Source organism: Telluria beijingensis (assembly GCF_030770395.1).
Taxonomy (GTDB): domain Bacteria; phylum Pseudomonadota; class Gammaproteobacteria; order Burkholderiales; family Burkholderiaceae_D; genus Telluria; species Telluria beijingensis.
On sequence record NZ_CP132480.1, the window covers coordinates 1,603,872 to 1,624,929 of the forward strand.

A 21,058-nucleotide genomic window follows, 5' to 3' on the forward strand; every position below is an offset into this window, starting at 1 on the left:
CGCCGATGGGAGACATGGTCGTCGTGCGCAAGGAGGGCCTGTACTGCGTCCCCGGCGATTTCTACATCGACCCGTGGCGGCCGGTGGCGCGCGCCGTCATCACCCATGCCCACGGCGACCACGCGCGCGTCGGCCACGGCCACTACCTGGCGGCGGCGCCCGGCATCGGCGTATTGAAGTCGCGCCTGGGCGATATCTCGGTCGACGCCCTCGACTATGGCGAACGGATCACCCACAACGGCGTGACCATCTCGCTGCACCCGGCTGGCCACGTGCTGGGCTCGAGCCAGGTGCGCATGGAATGCGGGGGCGAGGTGTGGGTCGCCTCGGGCGACTACAAGGTCGAACCCGATAAAACCTGTGCGCCGTTCGAGCCGGTGCGCTGCGATACCTTCATCACCGAATCGACCTTCGGCCTGCCGATCTACCGCTGGCAGCCGGAGGCGCAGCTGATGGAAGAGATCAACGCCTGGTGGCGCAAGAATGCCGACGAAGGCCGCTGCAGCGTGGTATTCGCCTATTCCTTCGGCAAGGCGCAGCGCATCCTGGCCGGGCTCGATCCGTCGATCGGGCCCATCGTCTGCCACGGCTCGGTCGAGCCGCTGAACCGGGCCTATCGCGCGGAAGGCGTCGACATTCCGCCGACGGTGCTGGTGACCGAGATCGAAAAGGCCGCCCTGCGCCGCGCGCTGGTGGTGGCGCCGCCGTCCGCCAGCGGCTCGCCATGGATGAAGCGCTTCGGCGACTACAGCGACTCCTTCGCCAGCGGCTGGATGCTGCTGCGCGGTGCGCGCCGTAGGCGCGGCGTCGACCGCGGCTTCGTGCTGTCCGACCACGCCGATTGGCCCGGTCTGATGAGCGCCATCAAGGCGACCGAGGCCGAGCGGGTGATCGTCACCCACGGTTCGATTCCGATCCTGGTGCGCTGGCTGTGCCAGAACGGGCTGGATGCGTCGGGCTTCGAGACCGAGTATGGCGACGAGGAAGAGGGCGGCGAGGTGACAGCACCTGCGCCGCCGGCAGCGGGAGAGGCCAATGCGTGAATTCGCCCGGCTCTACGCCGACCTCGACGAAACGACGTCGACCACCCGCAAGCTCGACGCGCTGCAATCCTACTTCGCCAACGCGGCGCCGGAAAACGCCGCCTGGGCCGTCTACTTCCTGGCCGGCGGCAAGCCGCGCCAGGCGGTGCCGACCAAATTGCTGCGCCAGTTCGCCATCGAATACGCAGGCCTCGACGAATGGCTGTTCGACGAGTCCTACCACGCGGTGGGCGACTTCGCCGAGACCATTGCCCACATCCTGCCGCCGCCCACCGAGCGTTCGGACGTCGGCCTGGCAGTGTGGATGGAAGAGCGGGTCGGCCCCTTGCGCGGCGCCGATCCGGGCCGCATCCGCGAAGCCCTGTTCAGTTACTGGAACGAACTCGATTGGCGCGAACGCTTCCTGCTGGTGAAACTGATCGGCGGGGGTTTTCGGGTCGGCGTCTCGAAGCTCCTGGTAACGCGCGCGCTGGCAGCCATTGCCGCGGTCGACAGCAAGCTGATTGCCCAGCGCCTGATGGGCTGGACCGATGGCCGCGTGAAGCCGACCGCCAGCGGTTTCCTGCAGCTGATCGCCGAGCAGTCGATTGAAGAACACAAGCTGCGCGGCGGCCAACCGTATCCCTTCTTCCTGTCCCATCAGCTCAATGGCGATCCGGCGACCCTGGGCGAACTCGATGACTGGCTGGTCGAATGGAAGTACGACGGCATCCGCGCGCAACTGGTGCGGCGCGATGGCCAGAATTTCCTGTGGTCGCGCGGCGAAGACCTGATCACCGAGCGCTTTCCCGAACTCGCAGCGGCGCGCCTGCCGGACGGGATGGTGCTTGACGGCGAAGTGCTGATCTGGCAGCCGGAGTGCGCGATGCCGTCGCCGTTCGCCGACCTGCAAAAACGCATCGGCCGCAAGACCCTGTCAAGCAAGCTGCTGGCCGAGTTGCCGGCAGTGCTGTGTTGCTACGACCTGCTGGAGCTCGATGGCGTCGACCTGCGCGGCCTGCCGCAGCACGAGCGGCGCGTGCTGCTCGAACGCGAAGTCGCCGCGCTCGACCAGCCGCAGCTGCGCCTGTCGCCGCTGGTGGAAGCCGACAGCTGGGAACAACTGGCTGAACTGCGCGCCGGTTCGCGCGCGCGCAGCGTCGAGGGCATGATGCTGAAAAGCCGCACCGCGCATTACGGCGTCGGCCGCACCAAGGACGTCGGCACCTGGTGGAAGTGGAAGGTCGATCCCTACGCCATCGACGCCGTGCTGCTGTATGCCCAGCCGGGCAGCGGACGGCGCGCCTCGCTCTACACCGACTACACCTTCGCCGTCTGGGATGGCGAAGGCGCCGAGCGCAAGCTGGTGCCGTTCGCGAAAGCGTATTCGGGCCTGACCGACGCCGAGATCGCCCAGGTCGACAACGCGATCCGGCGCACGACCATCGAGAAATTCGGGCCAGTGCGTTCCGTAAAACCGACCATGGTGTTCGAGATCGGCTTCGAGGGCATCGCACTGTCGCCGCGCCACAAGGCGGGGATCGCGGTGCGCTTCCCGCGCATCCTGCGCCGGCGGATGGATAAACCGGTGGAAGAAGCCGATACGCTCGATGCGCTCAAGGGCTTGCTGGAGGCGGCCACCGCATGAGTCGCAATGAGGTAACCCAACGCCTGAGCGAGTGGTATGCCGCGCGCGGCTGGACCGCGTTCCCATTCCAGCGCGCCGTATGGAAGGCCGCGCTCAAGGGCGAATCGGGCCTGCTGCACGCCAATACCGGCGCTGGCAAGACCTTCGCCGTCTGGTTCGCCGCCCTGCAGCGCGCGGGGCTCGACGGGGGCCGCGCCAAGGCCGGCCTGCGCGTGCTGTGGATCACCCCGATGCGCGCGCTGGCGGCAGACACCCAGCGCGCGCTGGAAGATTCGGCGGCCGAGCTGTTGCCCGAATGGCGCATCGGCGCCCGCACCGGCGACACCAAGCCGGCCGAGCGCGCGCGCCAGACGCGCAGCATGCCGGCCACGCTGGTGACGACGCCCGAGAGCCTGACGCTCATGATCAGCAATGCGGCCGCGCTCGAACAGTTCCGCCACCTCGATATGGTCATCGTCGACGAGTGGCATGAACTGATGGGCAGCAAGCGCGGCGTGCAGGTGCAGCTGGCCCTGGCCCGGCTGCGGCGCTGGCGTCCCGGGCTACTGGTGTGGGGCGTCTCGGCCACGATGGGCAACCTCGACCTGGCGCGCCAGGTATTACTGGGTAATGACGATGGCGTGCTGGTCGAGGGCGATACGCGGAAAAAAATCGTCGTCGATAGCCTGATCCCCGAGAACGTCTCGCGCTTTCCCTGGGGTGGCCACCTGGGCCTGCAAATGCTGCAACCGGTGATCAGGGAGATCGAGGGCCACGAGGCGACGCTGGTGTTCACCAATACCCGCTCGCAGTCCGAGATCTGGTACCAGAATATCCTGGAGGCGCGGCCCGACTGGGCCGGCGTGATCGCGCTGCACCACGGCTCGCTCGACCGCGAGGTGCGCGAGTGGGTCGAGCTGGGCCTCAAGAACGGCATATTGAAAGCGGTGATCTGCACCGCCAGCCTCGATCTCGGCGTCGACTTCTTGCCGGTCGAGCGCGTGCTGCAGATCGGCAGCGCCAAGGGCGTGGCGCGCCTGCTGCAGCGCGCCGGCCGCAGCGGCCATGCGCCGGGCCGCGTCTCGCGCGTGACCCTGGTGCCGACCAACAGCCTCGAACTGCTGGAAGCGGCCGGCGCCAAAAAGGCGGTGGCGGCGCGCCGCATCGAAGGCCGCTATGTGCCCAACAAACCGTTCGACGTGCTGGTCCAGCACCTGGTGACGGTGGCGCTGGGCGGGGGCTTCCGTTCCGAAGAACTCTACGAAGAAGTGCGCCAGGCCTGGTCCTATCGCCACCTGACGCAGGAAGAATGGCAGTGGGCGCTCGACTTCGTGGCGCGCGGCGGCCAGAGCCTGACCGTGTATCCCGAATACCGGCGCGTGCTGCCCGACGACGAGGGCGTGTACCGCGTCCCCGACAGCGCCATCGGCCGCCGGCACCGGATGGGCATCGGCACCATCATGTCGGACGCCACGATCCAGGTGAAGTTCATGACTGGCGGCAGGATCGGCAGCGTCGAGGAATCCTTCATCTCGCGCCTGAAGCCCGGCGACCGCTTCCTGTTCGGCGGGCGCATCCTGGAATTCGTGCGGGTGCACGAGCTGACGGCGTTCGTGAAGCGCGCGACCGGCACGCGCGGCGCGATCGCGCGCTGGCAGGGCGCCAAGATGCCGATGTCGAACGAGCTGGCGCACGCCGCGCTCGAAGAATTGCGCCTGGCCGACCAGGGCGTGTTCGACGGTCCCGAGATGCGCGCCATCGAGCCGCTGATCGCCGTCCAGCAGCGCTGGTCGGCGCTGCCCACGAGCGAAGTGCTGGTGCTCGAATCGATGAAGAGCCGCGAGGGCTACCACCTGTTCGTGTATCCGTTTGCGGGGCGCTCGGTACATATGGGCCTGGCGTCCCTGATCGCCTTTCGGGTCGGCCGCGCGCAGCCGATCACGTTCTCGATCGCCATCAACGACTATGGCTTCGAGCTGATGGCGCCCGAACCGGTCGACTGGGCCGCCATGTTCGCCGCCCCGACCGGCGCCGGCGTCGCGCTGTTCGATACCGGGCGGCTGCTGGAAGACGTGATCGACAGCCTGAACGCGACCCAGTTGTCGCAGCAGCGCTTTCGCGAAGTGGCGCGCATCGCCGGCCTGGTGTTCTCGGGCTATCCGGGCCAGCCGAAGTCGAACCGCCAGCTGCAGGCCTCGTCGTCGCTGTTCTTCGAGGTGTTCCGCAAGCACGATGCCGGCAACCTGCTCTTGAGCCAGGCCGAGCGCGAAGTGATGGAGCAGGAGCTCGAACTGACGCGCCTGCGCGACACCCTGGCCGAATTGCATGCGCGGCGCATCGCCTATTGCGAGGTGAAGCGTGCAACCCCGTTCGGCTTTGCCCTGATGGTCGAGCGCTTCCGAGAGAAAGTCAGCACCGAAAAGCTCAATGACCGCGTGGCGCGCATGCTGCGCGAGCTGGAAAAGGCGGCGGCATGAGCGGGCAGACAGTGCAGGTGGCCGGCGAATCGCTCCTGCTGCTGCCGGAGAAGGCGATATACTGGCCGCGCGAACGGATGCTGATCGTCGCCGACATCCATTTCGGTAAGGCGGCCGCCTTTCGCGCGCTCGGGGTGCCGGTGCCGCGCGGCACGACGTCGGAAAACCTGGCCGGGCTCGATGCCCTGGTGGCGACCCACGGGGCGCGCCAGGTCGTGTTCCTGGGAGACTTTTTGCATGCGCGCGCCGCGCACGCCAGCTCGACCCAGCTGGCGATGCTGGCCTGGCGCCAGCGTCATCCCGGACTAGCCTTGATGCTGGTGCGCGGCAACCATGACCTGCACGCCGGCGACCCGGCGGCGGCGCTGGGGATCGCGCTGGTGGACGAGCCGCATGCGATCGGGCCATTTGCCTTCTGCCACCATCCCGGCGTCGATGCGCCCGGCTATGGCCTGGCCGGCCACGTCCACCCGGTCTATGTGCTGGCTACCCGCTTCGATGCGCTGCGCCTGCCGTGCTTCGTGGTCGGTTCGCAAGGCTTGATCCTGCCGTCTTTCGGATCATTTACCGGCGGCCATGCCGTCAAGCCGGGGCCGGGCGACCATATCTATGTCACCTCGGGCGACGCCGTCCACGCCGTGTGCTGAGGGCTATCGGTTCGCAAGCGTACCGACCCGGTTTTTTCACCGGCGTACTGTCCTGTAAGACCGAAGGCGGTGTCATGCCGTCTGCTAGATAAGGAGATTGCCATGAAAAAACGCATCGTGACGTGTGCGCTGGTGGCTGCCCTGGCGCCGGCCGGCATGCTGCTGGCGACGAGCGGCACGGCCCTGGCGCAGACTTTGCCCCTGAGCCGCACCGTGACGCCGGCCATCGAAGGCTTCCATGTGGAGAAAGTGCCGCGCCTGGAGCAGGGCGCTGCCCTGCATTTCCAGGTATACGGCACCCAAAACGCTACGGTGAGCGTGAGCATCGACGGCGCCACCCGCGCCGTGCAGATGCAGGAGACCGAGCCCGGCCAGTACAGCGGCAGCTATGTGATCGGCAACCATGACCGGCTGCAAGCAAGTAGTCCGGTGACCGCCGAGATGCGGCTGGGCAGCCAGGTCGCGACGACCGTGCTGCGCGACGGCCTGGTGCGCGGCGATACGGCGCAGGGGCAGGCGCAGGAACCGGTGCGGCAACTGGCGTCGAAGGACGCCAATGTGGCCAGCGCCGCCCCGGGCGCCGCGCCGCCACCGCCGCCGCGCACGACCGAGCGCCCGCGCGTGGCGCGCTATTGCACCAGTTGCGGGATCGTCGAGAAAGTGGAGATCGTGCGGGAAGCGACGGGTAGCGCGCGGCCGCTGGCCAGCGACGTGCAGGCGGCCCAGCGCTACCGGGTCACGGTGCGCATGAATACAACCGAGGCCACCCAGGCTGTCGAGTTCGACAACAATCCCGGTTACCGCAAGGGCGACCGGGTGCGTGTGAACGATGGCGTGCTGTCGCTGGACCGGGAATAAGGCGCGAACTGGCGTTCAGGCGGTTGCCAGCACCTGGTCGTCGCCAGGTTGATCGAGCTCGGCCTTCTGGCGGGCAGCGCCCTTGGTGCGCGAACGCGAGGGCGGCAGGCGGCGCAGGGTCTTGAGCGCTTCGGCATCCTTGATGCCGATGGTGCGCTGGTCGACGGTGATCAGGCCGATCTCGTTGAAGGCCGACAGCGTGCGGCTGACGGTCTCGAGCGTGAGGCCCAGGTAGCTGCCGATCTCGTGGCGCGTCATGCGCAGGTTGAACAGCTTGCTGGAGTAACCCATCGCGGCGAAGCGATCGGCCAGCGAGACCAGGAAGCGGGCCACCCGCGCCTCGGCCGACAGGGCGCCGAGCATGCCGATCATGGTCTGCTCGCGCACCAGTTCGCGGCTCATGACGCCGTACATCATGTTCTCGAGTTCGCTGTGCACGCGGCCCAGCGCGGTCAGTTTCTTGAACGGCAGCAGGATCAGGTCGCAGTCGGACAGGGCCACCGCCTCGGAGGCGTAGTGGCGGGTATGGATGCCGTCGACGCCGAGCATATCGCCCTTCATGGGGAAGCTTAGTACCTGCTCGTTGCCGAATTCGTCGATCAGCACCGTCTTGAGGAAGCCCGAGTTGACGATGTACAGGGTGTCGAAGGCCTGGCCGATCGTGTGCACGCGCTGGCCGGTCTTGAACTGGACGTGCTGGAACAGCAATTCTTCGGAGCTCACCGACACGCTGGCGGGAATACGGAGCAGGTCGCACACTTCTTTCAGGTTGGACCAAAGTCGTCCTTGCCGTTGACGTCCGGCTTCCATCGGGGAATGCAGGGTCGGCTGGCTGGCGTTGCGTTGTTCTGACGGTGGCTGGGACTGCATGCTCATCTCCGGTAAGGAACTCAGGTTTCATGCGACCCCGGCAGCACGGCAGCGTGCGGTAGCGCGTCTGCCATGCCATGGTTGCTATATGGCTGACGCCGTGACTTGGATCGCAAGCAAGTCGAAACGCTGAATTCAGTATGCCAACACGAGTCCGGCACGAATATCAGCGTTGCCTGAATATGTAGGTAGGACAGATGGTGCAGTCGTAGGAATACTCCTATTACCAGGAACGCCGCCCGAATGACGGCTGGTTGCGAGACGGCAAAAAAAGAGGCGAGTCCGACTGCCACCGGCGGCAGGCGGCAACGGGGGGCCGCCGCACGAAAGCCACGCGCGGCGGTCAAAGGACATCGAGGGCCAGGCGTGGCGAGGGTCAGGCCTTGAGCGGCGACAGCAGGCGGTGCGCGACGGCGTACTGGACCATCTCGGACAGCGAGCTCATGCCCATTTTCTGCATGATCCGGGTCTTGTGGGTACTGACGGTCTTCACCGACAGGTGCAGGCCATTGGCGATCTCGGTGATCGACTTGCCGCTCACCAGGTGCGAAAACACCTCGAATTCGCGGTCCGACAACTGCTTGTGCAGCAATTGTTCGCTGGGCGCCATGATGTTCAGCGCTAATTGCTCGGCGACTTCTGTACTAATATAAGGGCGGCCCGAGGCGACCTTGCGGATCGCCCCCACCAGTTGCGTGCCCGCGCTCTCCTTGGTGAGATAGCCCTGGGCGCCGGCCCGGATCGCGCGCACCGCGTATTGCTCTTCCTCGTGCATGGTGAGGATCAGGATCGCCAGCTTGGGCGCTTCGCTGCGCACTTGCCGGATCAGGTCGACCCCGCTGCGGCCGGGCATGGACAGGTCGAGCAGCAGCAGGTCGAATCCGCCCTGGCGCACCAGCGACAATACCTCGAAGCCGTTGGTGGCCTCGCCGACGATGTCGACTTCCTCGGCGCCGTCGAGGATGCGCTTGAGCCCCTCGCGCATGATCGTGTGGTCATCGGCGATGACGATTCTTACCATTATCGATTCCTCGAACCTGAAGCGGTTTCCTACCCGGGATCAGCAAAAATCTATTGTAGCGGTAAATACACGAACAAGGGGCAAAGGCGGGTCAAGTCGCGGCCGGCTCGGCGATCAGGCGGTGCACCAGCACCGGCTTGGTCGTGTGCGACAAGACCTTGTTGGTCACGCTGCCCAGCAGCAGCTGGTTCCAGCCGCTGCGCCCGTGCGAGCCCATGAAGATCAGGTCGCAGCCCTCCTGCTCGGCGACGTCGACGATCTTGAGCGCCGCCGAATCGGAAAATGCCGTCATGCAGGCGTACTGGAGATTGGCCCCGGCGCAGGAGCGGGTGATCTTGCCCATGTATTCCTCGCCCATGCGCCGCATCTGGGCGATATAGTCTTCTTCGCTGGGGTAGGAGGGCGGGATGATCTCGACGTACACGGGATACTGGTACTCGGGGGCGACGAACAGGGCCAGCACTTCGGCGCCCATCTGTTGCGCGAACTTGACGCCGGCGCAAGCGGTGTGCTGCGACACGGCCGAGCCGTCGGTGGTGATCAGGATCTTGCGGTACATGATGCTTCCTCCTCCTTGGTCACGCCCATTCTGAACATTCCAGTCAGGATGGCGATTTCTGAGACGCAAACAGTTGAGTTCAATCAAATGAAAAGGGGGGCAGCTGCGATGCGGCAGGCCGCCCGGAAGTGACCTGCGATTACAAAATACAACACCGGGCTTGTGAAAAGCATCAGGAACAACCCGTTTTAATTGTCGCGGAATTAAGTTTCCTTGTCCATTTTGTTGCATCGCCCTCTCTGAGATTTACCTACGGCAACCACGCTGCTACACTCGCTTCAATTAATCCACCAATTTATTTGCGGCCGCGACGGCCTGGTGGAGGCAGCAGAACCCCCGGATTGCACAGCTGATTGCACATTTATACATTATGGAGAAGCAGGGATTATGACCGACGCCGCTGACGATTTCGACGCACTATTCGAGGAAGTGGCGGCGCAGCGCACCAGCGCACCGCCAAGTCCCGCCGCCGCCGAGCCGGCGCCGGCGCCCGCCGCAGCCAGCAATGACGAAGACGACCTGGAATCGCTGTTCGACCAGGTATCCGCTACCGCCGCGCCGGTCGCCGTGGCCGCCGCTGTCGCCGCGGCAGTGCCGGCCGCCCCGGCCGCGGCCGCGCACGCCGACGACGGCCACGAAGGCGGGATGTTCGAGCGCCTGGGCGGCATCGTCCGCCTGCTGCACGATTCGCTGCGCGAGCTGGGCTACGACAAGGCGCTGACCGAAGCCTCGACCCAGATCGTCGACGCCCAGGACCGCCTGGAATACGTCGCCACCCTGACCGAACAGGCCGCCAACAAGGTGCTCAACACCCTGGACGAAGGCATGCCGGCGCAAGACCTGCTGCAGAAGCAGGCCAAGGACATGGAAACCCGCTGGGCCGACCTGTTCGAAGGCAAGCTGAGCCTGGACGAATTCAAGGCCCTGGCCGGCGATTCGCGCCAGTTCGCCGCGCTGGTGAACGAGGCGACCGAAGCCGAGCGGGCACGCCTGCTCGAGATCATGATGGCCCAGGACTTCCAGGACATCACCGGCCAGCTGATCAAGAAGGTCGTCAAGATCACGCAGACCGTCGAAAGCGAGCTGGCCCAGCTGCTGCGCGACAATGCGCCGGCCGACATCAAGGAAAAGCTCGCCAAGAAAGAACAGCCGGCTGCTCCGGCGCCGCTGATGCAAGGCCCGTCGGTGCCGGATACGGCGCTGAACCAGGACAGTGTTGACGATCTGCTTGCCGATCTGGGGTTCTAATGGACGATATGCTGAAGGATTTCGTCGTCGAGGCGATGGATCTGGCGGTCAACGTAGAAGAACACCTGTTGCGCCTCGAACGCGACCCCGACAACAAGGAAACCCTGAACGCGGTGTTCCGGTCGTTCCACACGATCAAGGGCGGCGCCGGCTTCATGGGCCTGCCCGCGCTGGTCGCGGCCTGCCACCTGACCGAGAACCTGTTCGACGCGCTGCGCACCGGCGCCGCGCCGGTGACCCCGCTCGCGATCGAGGCGGCGCTGCAGGCGTCGGGCTTCGTGGCCGACCAGCTGGGTGACCTGAACAACGGCACGCCGCCGGAAGGCCTGGCGCAAATGCCGGGCGACCTCGAGCGCATCCTGATGGACGCGATCGAAGGCAAGGACAATGTTCCCGCGGCCGCGCCTGCCGCCGCAGCTGTCCCCGCTCCGGTGGCGGTCGAGGCGGCGCCGGTCGCCGCAGCGGCTCCCGCCGCCGTCGATGCCGATGGCCTCGACTGGACCGGCATGTACAACGCCGTGGTGCCGGCCGCGAACGCGATCGCCATCAGCGCCGCCGCCCCGGTTGCCGCCGCTGCGGCAGCACCGGCCGCCGCTGCTGCACCCGTGCCCGCCGTGGCGCCTGCCGCCGCTGCCGCGCCGGCCGCCGGCGCCAAGGGCTGGGACGGCGTCGAGCGCCGCACCGACAACAAGGCTGCCGCCGCCGCACCGGCCAAGGACGAAAGCATTCGCATCGATGCCGTCAAGCTCGACGCGCTGCTCGAAGTGGCCGGCGAATCGGTGCAGGCCGCCAACCAGGCCGCCGTGCTGCTCGAACGCCTGCAGCAGTTCAAGTTCGAAGGCCAGGCCGCGGTGCTGATGGCAACGCTGACCGAGACCCTGGAGCGCGCCTCGCGCTACTCGGCCGAACTGCAGCGCGCGACGCTGGCGACGCGCATGCAGCCGGTGGGCCGCCTGTTCCAGAAATTCCCGCGCCTGGTGCGCGAACTGGCGAAAGACCTGGGCAAGGACGTCGAACTGACCATCGAAGGCGCCGAGACCGAAGTCGACCGCGTGGTGGTGGACAGCCTGTACGATCCGCTGGTGCACATGCTGCGCAATGCGCTGGACCACGGTATCGAGGCGCCGGAAGCGCGCGTCGCCGCCGGCAAGCCGGCCAAGGCCTTCATCCTGCTCAAGGCCTGGCAAGAGGCGAACAGCGTCATGATCGTGCTGCAGGACGACGGCAAGGGCATGGACCCGGTCGTCCTGCGCAAGAAGGCGATCGACAAGGGCCTGATCGGCGAGAACGGCGCCCAGAGCGACGAAGACGCCTATCAGCTCGTGTTCCTGCCGGGCTTCTCGACCAAGGAAGTGGCTTCCTCGGTGTCGGGCCGCGGCGTGGGCATGGACGTGGTCAAGACGGCGGTCGAGAAGAACCGCGGCGCAATCCGCATCGAATCCTCGCTGGGCAAGGGCACGCGCTTCGCGATCCGCCTGCCGATCGAATTGTCGATCGTACCGACCATGCTGGTGTCGACCTCGGGCGCGCAACTGGCGCTGCCGATGGCCGTCGTCGAGCGCGTGGTCGAGCTGCCGGACGATTTCGCCTGCGTCGGCGGCGCCCCGGTGCTGAAGGACCAGGGCCGCCCGCTGCCGGTGCGTTCGCTGGCGCTGGCGCTGGGTTACGAGGCCGCGCTGGAAAAGGTGGGCATCGTCATCAACGCGCCGCAACCTTATATCCTGGCGATGGAAGCGGTCGATGGCACGGCCGACCTGGTGATCAAGCCGATGACCGCGCTGACGGTCGAAGGCATCACCGGCACCGCGCGCTCGGCAGAGGGCGAGCTGGTGCTGGTGGTCGGCTTGTCGTTCCTGATGGATGGGTGCAGGAGCAGCGTCAGGCTCGCAGCCTGACGTTATTTGCTACACGCGCCAAAAGCGCAGACAAAAGCCTGTGTCATCGACGCAGGCTTTTTTTATTTGCATATAGCAAAAAGCTTGCAAATATTATTTGCCGCGTGGTAAGGTCATTGGCATAAACGTGCGCCGCCCCGGCTTGGTGCGGCACTGCACAATTATGGCATAATCGAAAACCGGTCCTGTCACTCATGGACCGCGCCTCACCTCACCGCAACACTGGATCGACCATGCAAAAAACGCTCTACGACAAACTCTGGGATTCCCATGTCGTGCGTGCCGACGCCGATGGCACCACAGTCCTCTATATCGACCGCCACCTGGTGCACGAAGTCACCAGCCCGCAAGCCTTCGATGGCCTGCGCGAAGCCGGCCGTGGACTATGGCGCGTGTCCGCGAACCTGGCCGTGGCCGACCACAACGTGCCGACCACCGACCGCGCGCAAGGCATCGCCGACCCGACCTCACGCCTGCAGGTCGAGACGCTCGACGCCAACACGAAGGCCTTCGGCCTCACGTACTTCGACATGAACGACAAGCGCCAGGGCATCGTGCACGTGATCGGGCCGGAACAAGGCGCGACCCTGCCGGGCATGACCGTCGTCTGCGGCGATTCGCATACCTCGACCCACGGCGCCTTCGGCTGCCTGGCGCACGGCATCGGCACCTCGGAAGTCGAGCACGTGCTGGCCACGCAAACCCTGCTGGCCAAGAAGTCGAAATCGATGCTGGTGAAGGTCGAGGGCGCGCTGAACCCGGGCGTGACCGCGAAGGACATCGTGCTGGCCGTGATCGGCCGGATCGGCACCGCCGGCGGCACCGGCTATGCGATCGAATTCGGCGGCTCGACCATCCGCGCGCTGTCGATGGAAGGCCGCATGACGGTCTGTAATATGGCGATCGAAGCGGGCGCCCGCGCCGGCATGGTGGCGGTGGACGACACCACGATCGCCTACGTCAAGGACCGTCCGCTGTCGCCCAAGGGCGAGCAGTGGGAACAGGCGGTAGCCTACTGGCGCACCCTGCACACCGACGACGGCGCGGTATTCGACACCGTCGTCGAACTCGATGCGAAGGACATCCAGCCGCAGGTCACCTGGGGCACCTCGCCCGAGATGGTCACCGCGATCGATGGCCGCGTGCCCGATCCGCAAAACGAGCTTGACCCGGTGCGCCGCGGCGCGATCGAGAAAGCGCTGGCCTATATGGACCTGGCGCCGAACACGCCGATCGACGAGATCCCGATCGACAAGGTGTTCATCGGCTCGTGCACCAATTCGCGCATCGAAGACCTGCGCGCCGCCGCCGAGGTGGTGCGCGGCCGCCACCGCGCCGCCAGTGTGAAACTGGCGATGGTGGTGCCGGGTTCGGGCCTGGTCAAGGAACAGGCCGAGCGCGAAGGGCTGGACCGCATCTTCGTCGATGCCGGCTTCGAATGGCGCGAGCCGGGCTGCTCGATGTGCCTGGCGATGAATGCCGACCGCCTGGAGCCGGGCGAACGCTGCGCCTCGACCTCGAACCGCAACTTCGAAGGCCGCCAGGGGCAGGGCGGACGCACCCACCTGGTGTCGCCGGCGATGGCGGCCGCCGCCGGGATCGCGGGGCGCTTTGTCGACGTTCGTGCGCTCTGATGCGTTATATGAGCAAGACCGTTTATCTGTAACAGGACCATCATGAAAAAAGCATTCGCACTGTCCCTCATCACCATTCTGCTAGCCGGCTGCAACACCATCTCGGGCATCGGTCGCGATGTGTCGAAAGTGGGCCAGGTCGTGACCAGCGCTGGCGGTAAATAAATAGTTAGCTTGGATCCCCGCCTGCGCGGGGACAAGCTTGGACCCCGCCTGCGCGGGGATGACGGAAAAAATGGATAAATTCACCGTACACCAGGGCGTGGTGGCGCCGCTCGACCGCGCCAATGTCGATACCGACGCCATCATCCCGAAGCAGTTCCTGAAATCGATCCGCCGCACCGGCTTTGGTCCGAACCTGTTCGACGAGTGGCGCTATCTCGACCACGGCGAGCCGGGGCAGGATTGCAGCACCCGGCCGCTCAATCCGGACTTCGTGCTGAACCAGCCGCGCTATGCCGGCGCCTCGATCCTGCTGGCGCGCAAGAACTTCGGCTGCGGTTCCTCGCGCGAACATGCGCCGTGGGCGCTGCAGCAGTACGGTTTCCGCGCCGTGGTGGCGCCGAGCTTCGCCGACATCTTCTTCAACAACTGCTTCAAGATCGGCCTGCTGCCGATCGTGCTGAGCGAAGAAGAGATCGAAACGTTGTTTCAGGCCGTCGAAGGCAACCCAGGCTTCCAGCTCACGATCGACCTCGGGCAGCAGCGCATCGGTACGCAAGACGGCAGCCTGTCCTTCGGCTTCGCCATCGACGAGTTCCGCAAATACTGCCTGCTGAACGGCCTGGACGATATCGGCCTGACCCTGCGCCATGCCGACGAGATCCGCGCCTTCGAACAACGCCACGTCGCGGCCCAGCCGTGGCTCGCCAACACCATCTAATCGAGAAAGCAGCTGAATGAAAATCGCGATCCTGCCGGGTGACGGCATCGGCCCGGAGATCACCGCGCAAGCAGTGAAGGTATTGAACGCCCTCGGCGAGTCGTTCGAGATGGAAAGCGCGGACGTCGGCGGCGCCGGCTACGCGGCCCACGGCCACCCGCTGCCGGAAGGCACCCTCAAGCTGGCGAAAGAAGCCGATGCGGTGCTGTTCGGCGCGGTCGGCGACTACAAGTACGACACGCTCGAGCGCGCGCTGCGTCCCGAGCAGGCCATCCTGGGCCTGCGCCGCGAGCTGGCCCTGTTCGCCAACCTTCGTCCGGCGATCCTGTATCCGGAACTGGCCGGCGCGTCCACGCTCAAGCCTGAAGTCGTCTCTGGCCTGGACATCCTGATCATCCGCGAACTGACCGGCGACATCTATTTCGGCAAGCCGCGCGGCGTGCGCGAATGCCCGGACGGTCCATTCAAGGGGCAGCGCGAAGGCTTCGACACCATGCGCTATGCCGAAGGCGAGATCCGTCGCATCGCCCACGTGGCCTTCCAGGCAGCGCGCAAGCGCGACAAGCGCGTGACCAGCGTCGACAAGGCCAATGTGCTGGAAACCTTCCAGTTCTGGCGCGACGTCGTCACCGATGTGCACAAGGAATACCAGGACGTCGCGCTCGAACACATGTACGTCGATAACGCGGCCATGCAACTGGTGCGCGCGCCGAAGAAGTTCGATGTGATCGTTACTGGTAATATGTTCGGCGATATCCTGTCGGATGCCGCCGCCATGCTGACCGGTTCGATCGGCATGCTGCCGTCGGCTTCGCTCGACGCCAACAACAAGGGCCTGTACGAACCGTCGCACGGCTCGGCGCCCGATATCGCGGGGCAGGGCGTAGCCAATCCATTGGCGACGATCCTGTCGGCGGCGATGATGCTGCGCTTCTCGCTCGGCCTCACCGAACAGGCGGACCGTATCGAGAACGCGGTCAAGCGCGTGCTGGCGCAAGGTCTGCGCACGCCGGATATTTTCGAAGCAGGGTCCACGAAGGTGGGCACCGAAGAGATGGGCAACGCGGTCGTCGCGGCGCTCTCATAAGGTTTTCTAAAACTCCAAGGGAAGATGATGAAATTAGTTGGTCTGGTAGGTTGGCGCGGCATGGTCGGCTCGGTCCTCATGCAACGCATGCAAGAGGAAGGCGATTTCGACCACATCGAGCCGGTGTTCTTCACCACCTCGAATCCGGGCGGCGCCGCGCCGAAGATGGCGAAAAACGAAACTACCCTGAAAAGCGCGACCGACATTACCGAACTGTCGAAATGCGAGATCATCATCTCCTGCCAGGGCGGCGACTACACGAGCGAGGTGTTCCCGAAACTGCGCGCGGCCGGTTGGAACGGCTACTGGATCGACGCCGCGTCGACCCTGCGCATGAACGATGACGCCGTCATCGTGCTGGACCCGGTCAACCGTTCGGTGATCGATGCCGCGCTGTCGAAAGGCGTGAAAAACTACATCGGCGGCAACTGCACCGTGTCGTGCATGCTGATCGGCCTGGGCGGCCTGTTCGAGCAGGGCCTGGTCGAGTGGATGACGTCCATGACCTACCAGGCGGCGTCGGGCGGCGGCGCCCAGCACATGCGCGAACTGCTGACCCAGTTCGGCACCATCAACAACTCGGTGAAGTCGCTGCTGGACGATCCGGCATCGGCCATCCTCGAGATCGACCGCACCGTGCTGGCGACCCAACATGGTCTGAGCGCTGACGAGACCAAGCAGTTCGGCGTGCCGCTGGCCGGCAACCTGATTCCGTGGATCGACAAGGACCTGGGCAACGGCCAGTCGAAAGAAGAGTGGAAGGCGGGCGCCGAGACCAACAAGATCCTGGGCCGCGGCGCGGGCTTCGATAGCAACCCTGGCGCGGGCCGGGCGATTCCCGTGGACGGCCTGTGCGTGCGCATCGGCGCCATGCGCTGCCACTCGCAGGCGCTGACCATCAAGCTGACCAAGGACGTGCCGCTGGACGAGATCAAGGACATCATCGCCAAGCACAACCAGTGGGTGAAGGTGGTGCCGAATACCCGCGAAGCGTCGATGCGCGACCTGTCGCCGGCAGCCGTCACCGGCGGCCTGGGCATCCCGGTCGGCCGCCTGCGCAAGATGTCGATGGGCGACGATTACCTGTCGGCCTTCACGGTCGGCGACCAGTTGCTGTGGGGCGCGGCCGAGCCGCTGCGCCGCATGCTGCGGATCGTGCTCGAACGCTAAGCCTCATTTGTTGCCTGCGCGGCAACTGAGATGCATGTTGAATATCGAATGCCCCCGCCCGCGGGGCATTCGTTTTCAAGAAGGTGCATACTCCAGTCCTCGGCGTGCGTCGGGAGCTTGCGTGCTCCAGAGCATGATGTTATGTTGAGACTCCGGGAAACCGCCTTTCCCTCGGCCAACTCATTTCGCTGCTAACTATGCATTTTTCGCACCCCTCTCCGCTCATGGCATTCGCGTTGAAAAAGACCGCCGTCGCCGTGGCCAGTGCAGTGTTGTTGTCTTCCGCCGCCCACGCGGCCGGACTGGGAAAATTGACAGTGTTGTCGGCGCTAGGCCAGCCGCTGCGCGCCGAGATCGAGCTGACCACCAGCGCCGGCGAAGATCCGGCGAGCATGGCGGTCAAGCTGGCCAATCCCGAAGCCTTCCGCGCGGCGAACATCGAATTCAATCCGGCGCTGCTGTCGCTGCGCTTCGCGGTCGAGGAGCGGGGCGGGCGCCAGGTGATCCGGGTCAGCTCGACCCAGCCGCTCAATGAACCCTTCGTCGACATGCTGCTGGAGCTGACCTGGAATAATGGTCGCCTGGTGCGCGAATACACCTTCCTGCTCGACCCGGCGGAACTGCGCACGACCCAGCCGGCCCAGGTGGCGGCTGCGCCGCAGCGTCAACCGGCCGCGCCTTCCTCGCCAGCGACTACCGCGACCGCCACTCCCGCGCCAGCAACGGCCGAGCAGGCGCGCATCGCCGCTGCTCGCCGCGGCGCCGAACGCCAGGCGCGCGAAGCCCAGGCGCGCGACGCCGAGGACAGCTACCGCGTGCGCCGCGGCGACACGCTCAGCGGCATCGCGCTCGACGTCAAGCCGGCCGACATCTCGCTCGACATGATGCTGGTCGCGCTGTACCGCGCGAATCCGGACGCCTTCATCGGCAACAATATGAACCGCCTCAAATCGGGCCAGATCCTGAGCATCCCGGATGCCGATTCGGTTCGCGGCGGCGCCGGCCAGGGCGAGGCGCGCGGCGTGGTGGTGGCCCATGCGGCCGACTTCGACGCCTACCGCAACAAGCTCGCCGGCCAGGTCGCCAGCAGCGCGCCGAGTGCCGCGCCGCAGGGCGGCCAGAGCGCCAGCGGCCGCGTCAGCGCGCGCGTCGAACAGCGTCCGACCGCCGTCAGCGAAGCGCAGGACAAGCTGCAGCTGTCCAAGGCTGCGCCGAGCGCCGCCGGCGCGCCGGACGACGGCACTGCCAGCGTCGAGGACACGATCGCCAAGGAGCGCGAGCTGGCCCAGGCCGAAGCGCGCGTAAAAGAACTCGAGAAGAACGTCAACGAACTCGAAAACCTGATGACGGTGCCCAACCGGGCCGGCGCCGAAGCCGAGCAGGCCGCCGCCGCAGCGGCCGCCGCGACCGCGGCCGAGACGGCTGCCGCCGAGAAGCCGGCGCCGCGTCCACGTCCCAAGAAGCCGGCGCCGCCGCCGGAGAAGAGCTTCGTCGACACCATCCTCGACAATATGCTGTACATCGGCGCCGGCGCGCTGGTGCTGCTGCTGGCCGCGCTCGGCATATCCCAGCGCCGCAAGCGCCAGCAGGCCGACACCAAGCCGGCGCCGTCCGAACCGTCGGTGCTGGGCGTGCCGGGCGCCAGCGCCCACTCGCTGTTCGCCGAGAGCGGCGGCCAGAGCGTCGACACGAATAACAGCGTGTTCAATTCCAGCTTCGCCCCGTCGGCCAGCCAGCTCGATACCAACGAGGTCGATCCGGTCGCCGAAGCCGACGTCTATATCGCCTATGGCCGCGACGCCCAGGCCGAGGAAATCCTGAAGGAAGCGCTGCGCACCCACCCGGAACGCCACCCGGTGCGCCTCAAGCTGCTCGAGATCTACGCCACGCGCAAGGACACGCGCGCCTTCGAAGCCCAGGCGCGCGAACTGCACGCCCTGACCGGCGGCGCGGGCGACGAATGGGCCCAGGCCGCGGCGCTGGGCTTGGGTATCGATCCGGCCAATCCCTTGTACGCGAACGCCGCGCCGGCCCCTGCGCCGACGCCGTCGCCGCAGGAGCGCAGCCAGCAGGCCATCCTGTCGCAGCAGTATGAAGACGCCTTCCGCGGCGGCCCGGCCGTGGGCGCCGGCATCGCTGCCGCTGCCGCCGCCGCCGCCGCGGTGACCCTGGCCAAGGACGACGAGGACCGCACGGCCGCGCCGCAGGCCGAGCCAGCGACCAAGTCGGGCGGCGACGACAACACGCTCGACTTCGACCTGGGCGGCCTGACCTTCGAGCCGGTGACGAATACCGACCAGCCGGCGCCGACCGCCAGCCGTCCGGACCCGGAGGCGACCGCCGTGCCCGACCTGGAATTCGACATGACGCCGTTTGCCGCGCCGTCGACCGCGCCGGCCGAGCAGCCCAAGCCAACGCCGGATACGAACGACCTCGATTTCGACATGGACTTCAATGCGCCGGCCACTGTCCAGCCAGCGGCCGCGCAAGCGCAAGCGGCGGACGAGATCGACGACGACTTCACGCTCGACCTGTCGCCGCAGTCGCAGGTGCAGGCGACGCCGGTCGACATGGCCGGCCTGGCCAGGGACTTCGAAGGCCTGCCGCCGCTGCCGGGCAGCACGCCGCAAGCGACCGTGGCGCAGGCCGATCCGCTGCACGACCTCGATACCATGGACTTTTCGGCGCCGACCATCCCGGTGACGCCGGCCGCGCCGGCGTTCGATGAGGCGCCTGCGCGTTCGGCGCCGAAGGCGGACCTGTCGGAAGATCCGCTGTTCGACCTCGACACGATGGACTTCGGCACGCCGGGCGAGCCGCGCGCCACGGCCGGCGCCGGCGCCGAGCCGAAGGACTTCGGCGCGCGCCTGGACGATCCGTTCGACGCCTTCGACCTGCCGGAAACCCCGGCGCCGGTGCCGGCGCCGCAGGAAGTGCCGGCACGGGAGGCATTTGCAGCCGATGCGGCGCCTGCCGACAACAAGGCCGCGCCGGCATTCGACCTGGCCGACTTCGACCTCGACCTGCCGCCGTCCGAACCGACCGCGCAGCCAGCCGTCGCCGACCTGGGCGCCGTGGACAGCGCGCCGGGCCAGCTGTCGCCCGAGCACATGGAGATGGAGACCAAGCTCGACCTCGCCATCGCCTACCAGGAGATCGGCGACAAGGAAGGCGCGCGCGAACTGCTGGACGAAGTCATCAAGGGCGGCAATAGCGAGCAGGTCGGCAAGGCCAGCGCGATGAGGGAACTGCTGGCGTGACCCGGATTGCTTTGGGTGTCCAGTACATCGGCACCGGTTGGAACGGCTACCAGAAACAGCCGGAACGGAACACCGTCCAGGACCGCCTCGAGATCGCGCTCGAGAAGTTCGCCTGCGTCCCGCTGCACACGACCTGCGCCGGCCGCACCGACGCCGGCGTGCATGCGATGGAGCAGGTGGTCCACTTCGATACCGACCTGGATCGTCCGGCCCAGTCCTGGGTGCGCGGCGTGAACGCCTTCCTGCCCGAGTCGATCGTGGTGCGCTGGGCGGTGGCGGTGACGCAGGATGAAGACGGCCAGGATTTCCACGCCCGCTTCTCGGCCCGCTCGCGCACCTATCACTATGTGCTCTACAACCACCCGAACCCATCGGCCCTGCTGGCCAAGCGGGCAGGGTGGGTGTTCCGTCCGCTGGACGTCGAGCGCATGCGCGAAGGCGCGCGCCACCTGATCGGCACCCATGATTTCACGAGCTTCCGCGCCAGCGGCTGCCAGGCCAACACGCCGGTCAAGGACATGCACGAGGTGAGCATCGCGCGCCACGGCGACATCATCGTGTTCACCCTGCGCGCCAGCGCCTTCCTGCACCATATGGTGCGCAATATCGTCGGCTCGCTGATCTATGTCGGCACCGGGCGCAACGAGCCAAGCTGGATGGCCGAGGTGCTGGCCGCGCGTTCGCGCGACGCGGCGGCGCCGACCTTCATGCCGGACGGCCTGTACTTCGCCAAAATCGAGTACGATCCGAAATGGAAGCTGCCGCAGGAGGCCTCGATGCCCCTGCCGTGGCTGTAATTC

The 21,058-nt window shown here is 66.4% G+C and carries 17 protein-coding genes; 14 read left to right on the forward strand and 3 right to left on the reverse strand.

Annotation, left to right across the window (positions count from 1 at the left end):
* Positions 1 to 5 precede the first annotated feature (5 nt).
* From Q9246_RS07085 to Q9246_RS07105, 5 genes are all read left to right on the forward strand, one after another.
* Positions 6 to 1,043, forward strand: coding sequence for a ligase-associated DNA damage response exonuclease (locus Q9246_RS07085; protein WP_306396521.1), 1,038 nt, complete (start codon positions 6 to 8; stop codon positions 1,041 to 1,043).
* A complete protein-coding gene (locus tag Q9246_RS07090) occupies positions 1,036 to 2,670 on the forward strand; it encodes an ATP-dependent DNA ligase (RefSeq protein ID WP_306396523.1) in 1,635 nt (544 codons plus the stop codon). Before Q9246_RS07085 ends, Q9246_RS07090 begins: the two co-directional genes overlap by 8 nt.
* Positions 2,667 to 5,126: a ligase-associated DNA damage response DEXH box helicase gene (locus tag Q9246_RS07095; RefSeq protein ID WP_306396524.1), complete on the forward strand. Its 2,460-nt coding sequence runs from the start codon at positions 2,667 to 2,669 to the stop codon at positions 5,124 to 5,126. Before Q9246_RS07090 ends, Q9246_RS07095 begins: the two co-directional genes overlap by 4 nt.
* Entirely contained in the window at positions 5,123 to 5,773 is a 651-nt protein-coding gene (gene pdeM / locus Q9246_RS07100) for a ligase-associated DNA damage response endonuclease PdeM (protein ID WP_306396526.1), read from the forward strand. The genes Q9246_RS07095 and pdeM overlap by 4 nt, the downstream gene beginning before the upstream one ends.
* Before the next feature lie 102 nt (positions 5,774 to 5,875).
* Positions 5,876 to 6,631: a hypothetical protein gene (locus Q9246_RS07105; protein ID WP_306396527.1), complete on the forward strand. Its 756-nt coding sequence runs from the start codon at positions 5,876 to 5,878 to the stop codon at positions 6,629 to 6,631.
* 15 nt (positions 6,632 to 6,646) lie between these two features.
* On the opposite strand, the gene Q9246_RS07110 is transcribed toward Q9246_RS07105, so the two are convergent.
* From Q9246_RS07110 to Q9246_RS07120, 3 genes are all read right to left on the reverse strand, one after another.
* Positions 6,647 to 7,441, reverse strand: a complete 795-nt coding sequence (locus Q9246_RS07110) for a Crp/Fnr family transcriptional regulator (RefSeq protein WP_306398114.1) — start codon at positions 7,439 to 7,441, stop codon at positions 6,647 to 6,649.
* Between the two features lie 436 nt (positions 7,442 to 7,877).
* A complete protein-coding gene (locus Q9246_RS07115; RefSeq protein WP_123071398.1) occupies positions 7,878 to 8,522 on the reverse strand; it encodes a response regulator in 645 nt (214 codons plus the stop codon).
* Between the two features lie 91 nt (positions 8,523 to 8,613).
* Complete coding sequence (locus Q9246_RS07120) at positions 8,614 to 9,081, reverse strand: universal stress protein (protein ID WP_306396531.1); 468 nt, start codon at positions 9,079 to 9,081, stop codon at positions 8,614 to 8,616.
* 387 nt (positions 9,082 to 9,468) lie between these two features.
* On the opposite strand from Q9246_RS07120, the gene Q9246_RS07125 reads away from it, so the two are divergent.
* From Q9246_RS07125 to truA, 9 genes are all read left to right on the forward strand, one after another.
* Positions 9,469 to 10,329 carry a protein phosphatase CheZ gene (locus Q9246_RS07125; protein ID WP_306396532.1) on the forward strand — a complete coding sequence of 287 codons (861 nt, stop codon included), beginning with the start codon at positions 9,469 to 9,471 and terminating at the stop codon, positions 10,327 to 10,329.
* On the forward strand, positions 10,329 to 12,224 hold the full coding sequence (locus tag Q9246_RS07130; protein ID WP_306396533.1) for a chemotaxis protein CheA: 1,896 nt from the start codon (positions 10,329 to 10,331) through the stop codon (positions 12,222 to 12,224). The genes Q9246_RS07125 and Q9246_RS07130 overlap by 1 nt, the downstream gene beginning before the upstream one ends.
* 233 nt (positions 12,225 to 12,457) lie before the next feature.
* The gene (gene leuC / locus Q9246_RS07135) at positions 12,458 to 13,858 is read left to right on the forward strand and encodes a 3-isopropylmalate dehydratase large subunit (RefSeq protein ID WP_306396534.1); all 1,401 of its coding nucleotides are present in this window, start codon (positions 12,458 to 12,460) and stop codon (positions 13,856 to 13,858) included.
* 42 nt (positions 13,859 to 13,900) lie between these two features.
* Positions 13,901 to 14,023 (forward strand): hypothetical protein, encoded by a 123-nt coding sequence (locus tag Q9246_RS07140; protein ID WP_292032621.1) that lies wholly within the window; start codon positions 13,901 to 13,903, stop codon positions 14,021 to 14,023.
* A 70-nt stretch (positions 14,024 to 14,093) separates the two neighbouring features.
* Complete coding sequence (gene leuD, locus Q9246_RS07145) at positions 14,094 to 14,741, forward strand: 3-isopropylmalate dehydratase small subunit (RefSeq protein WP_306396537.1); 648 nt, start codon at positions 14,094 to 14,096, stop codon at positions 14,739 to 14,741.
* A 16-nt stretch (positions 14,742 to 14,757) separates the two neighbouring features.
* Positions 14,758 to 15,828: a 3-isopropylmalate dehydrogenase gene (leuB, locus tag Q9246_RS07150; protein WP_306396539.1), complete on the forward strand. Its 1,071-nt coding sequence runs from the start codon at positions 14,758 to 14,760 to the stop codon at positions 15,826 to 15,828.
* A gap of 27 nt (positions 15,829 to 15,855) precedes the next feature.
* Positions 15,856 to 16,998, forward strand: coding sequence for an aspartate-semialdehyde dehydrogenase (gene asd, locus Q9246_RS07155; protein ID WP_306396541.1), 1,143 nt, complete (start codon positions 15,856 to 15,858; stop codon positions 16,996 to 16,998).
* A gap of 236 nt (positions 16,999 to 17,234) precedes the next feature.
* The gene (locus tag Q9246_RS07160) at positions 17,235 to 20,258 is read left to right on the forward strand and encodes a motility hub landmark protein FimV (protein WP_306396542.1); all 3,024 of its coding nucleotides are present in this window, start codon (positions 17,235 to 17,237) and stop codon (positions 20,256 to 20,258) included.
* A complete protein-coding gene (truA, locus tag Q9246_RS07165; protein ID WP_306396544.1) occupies positions 20,255 to 21,055 on the forward strand; it encodes a tRNA pseudouridine(38-40) synthase TruA in 801 nt (266 codons plus the stop codon). The genes Q9246_RS07160 and truA overlap by 4 nt, the downstream gene beginning before the upstream one ends.
* Positions 21,056 to 21,058 lie beyond the last annotated feature (3 nt).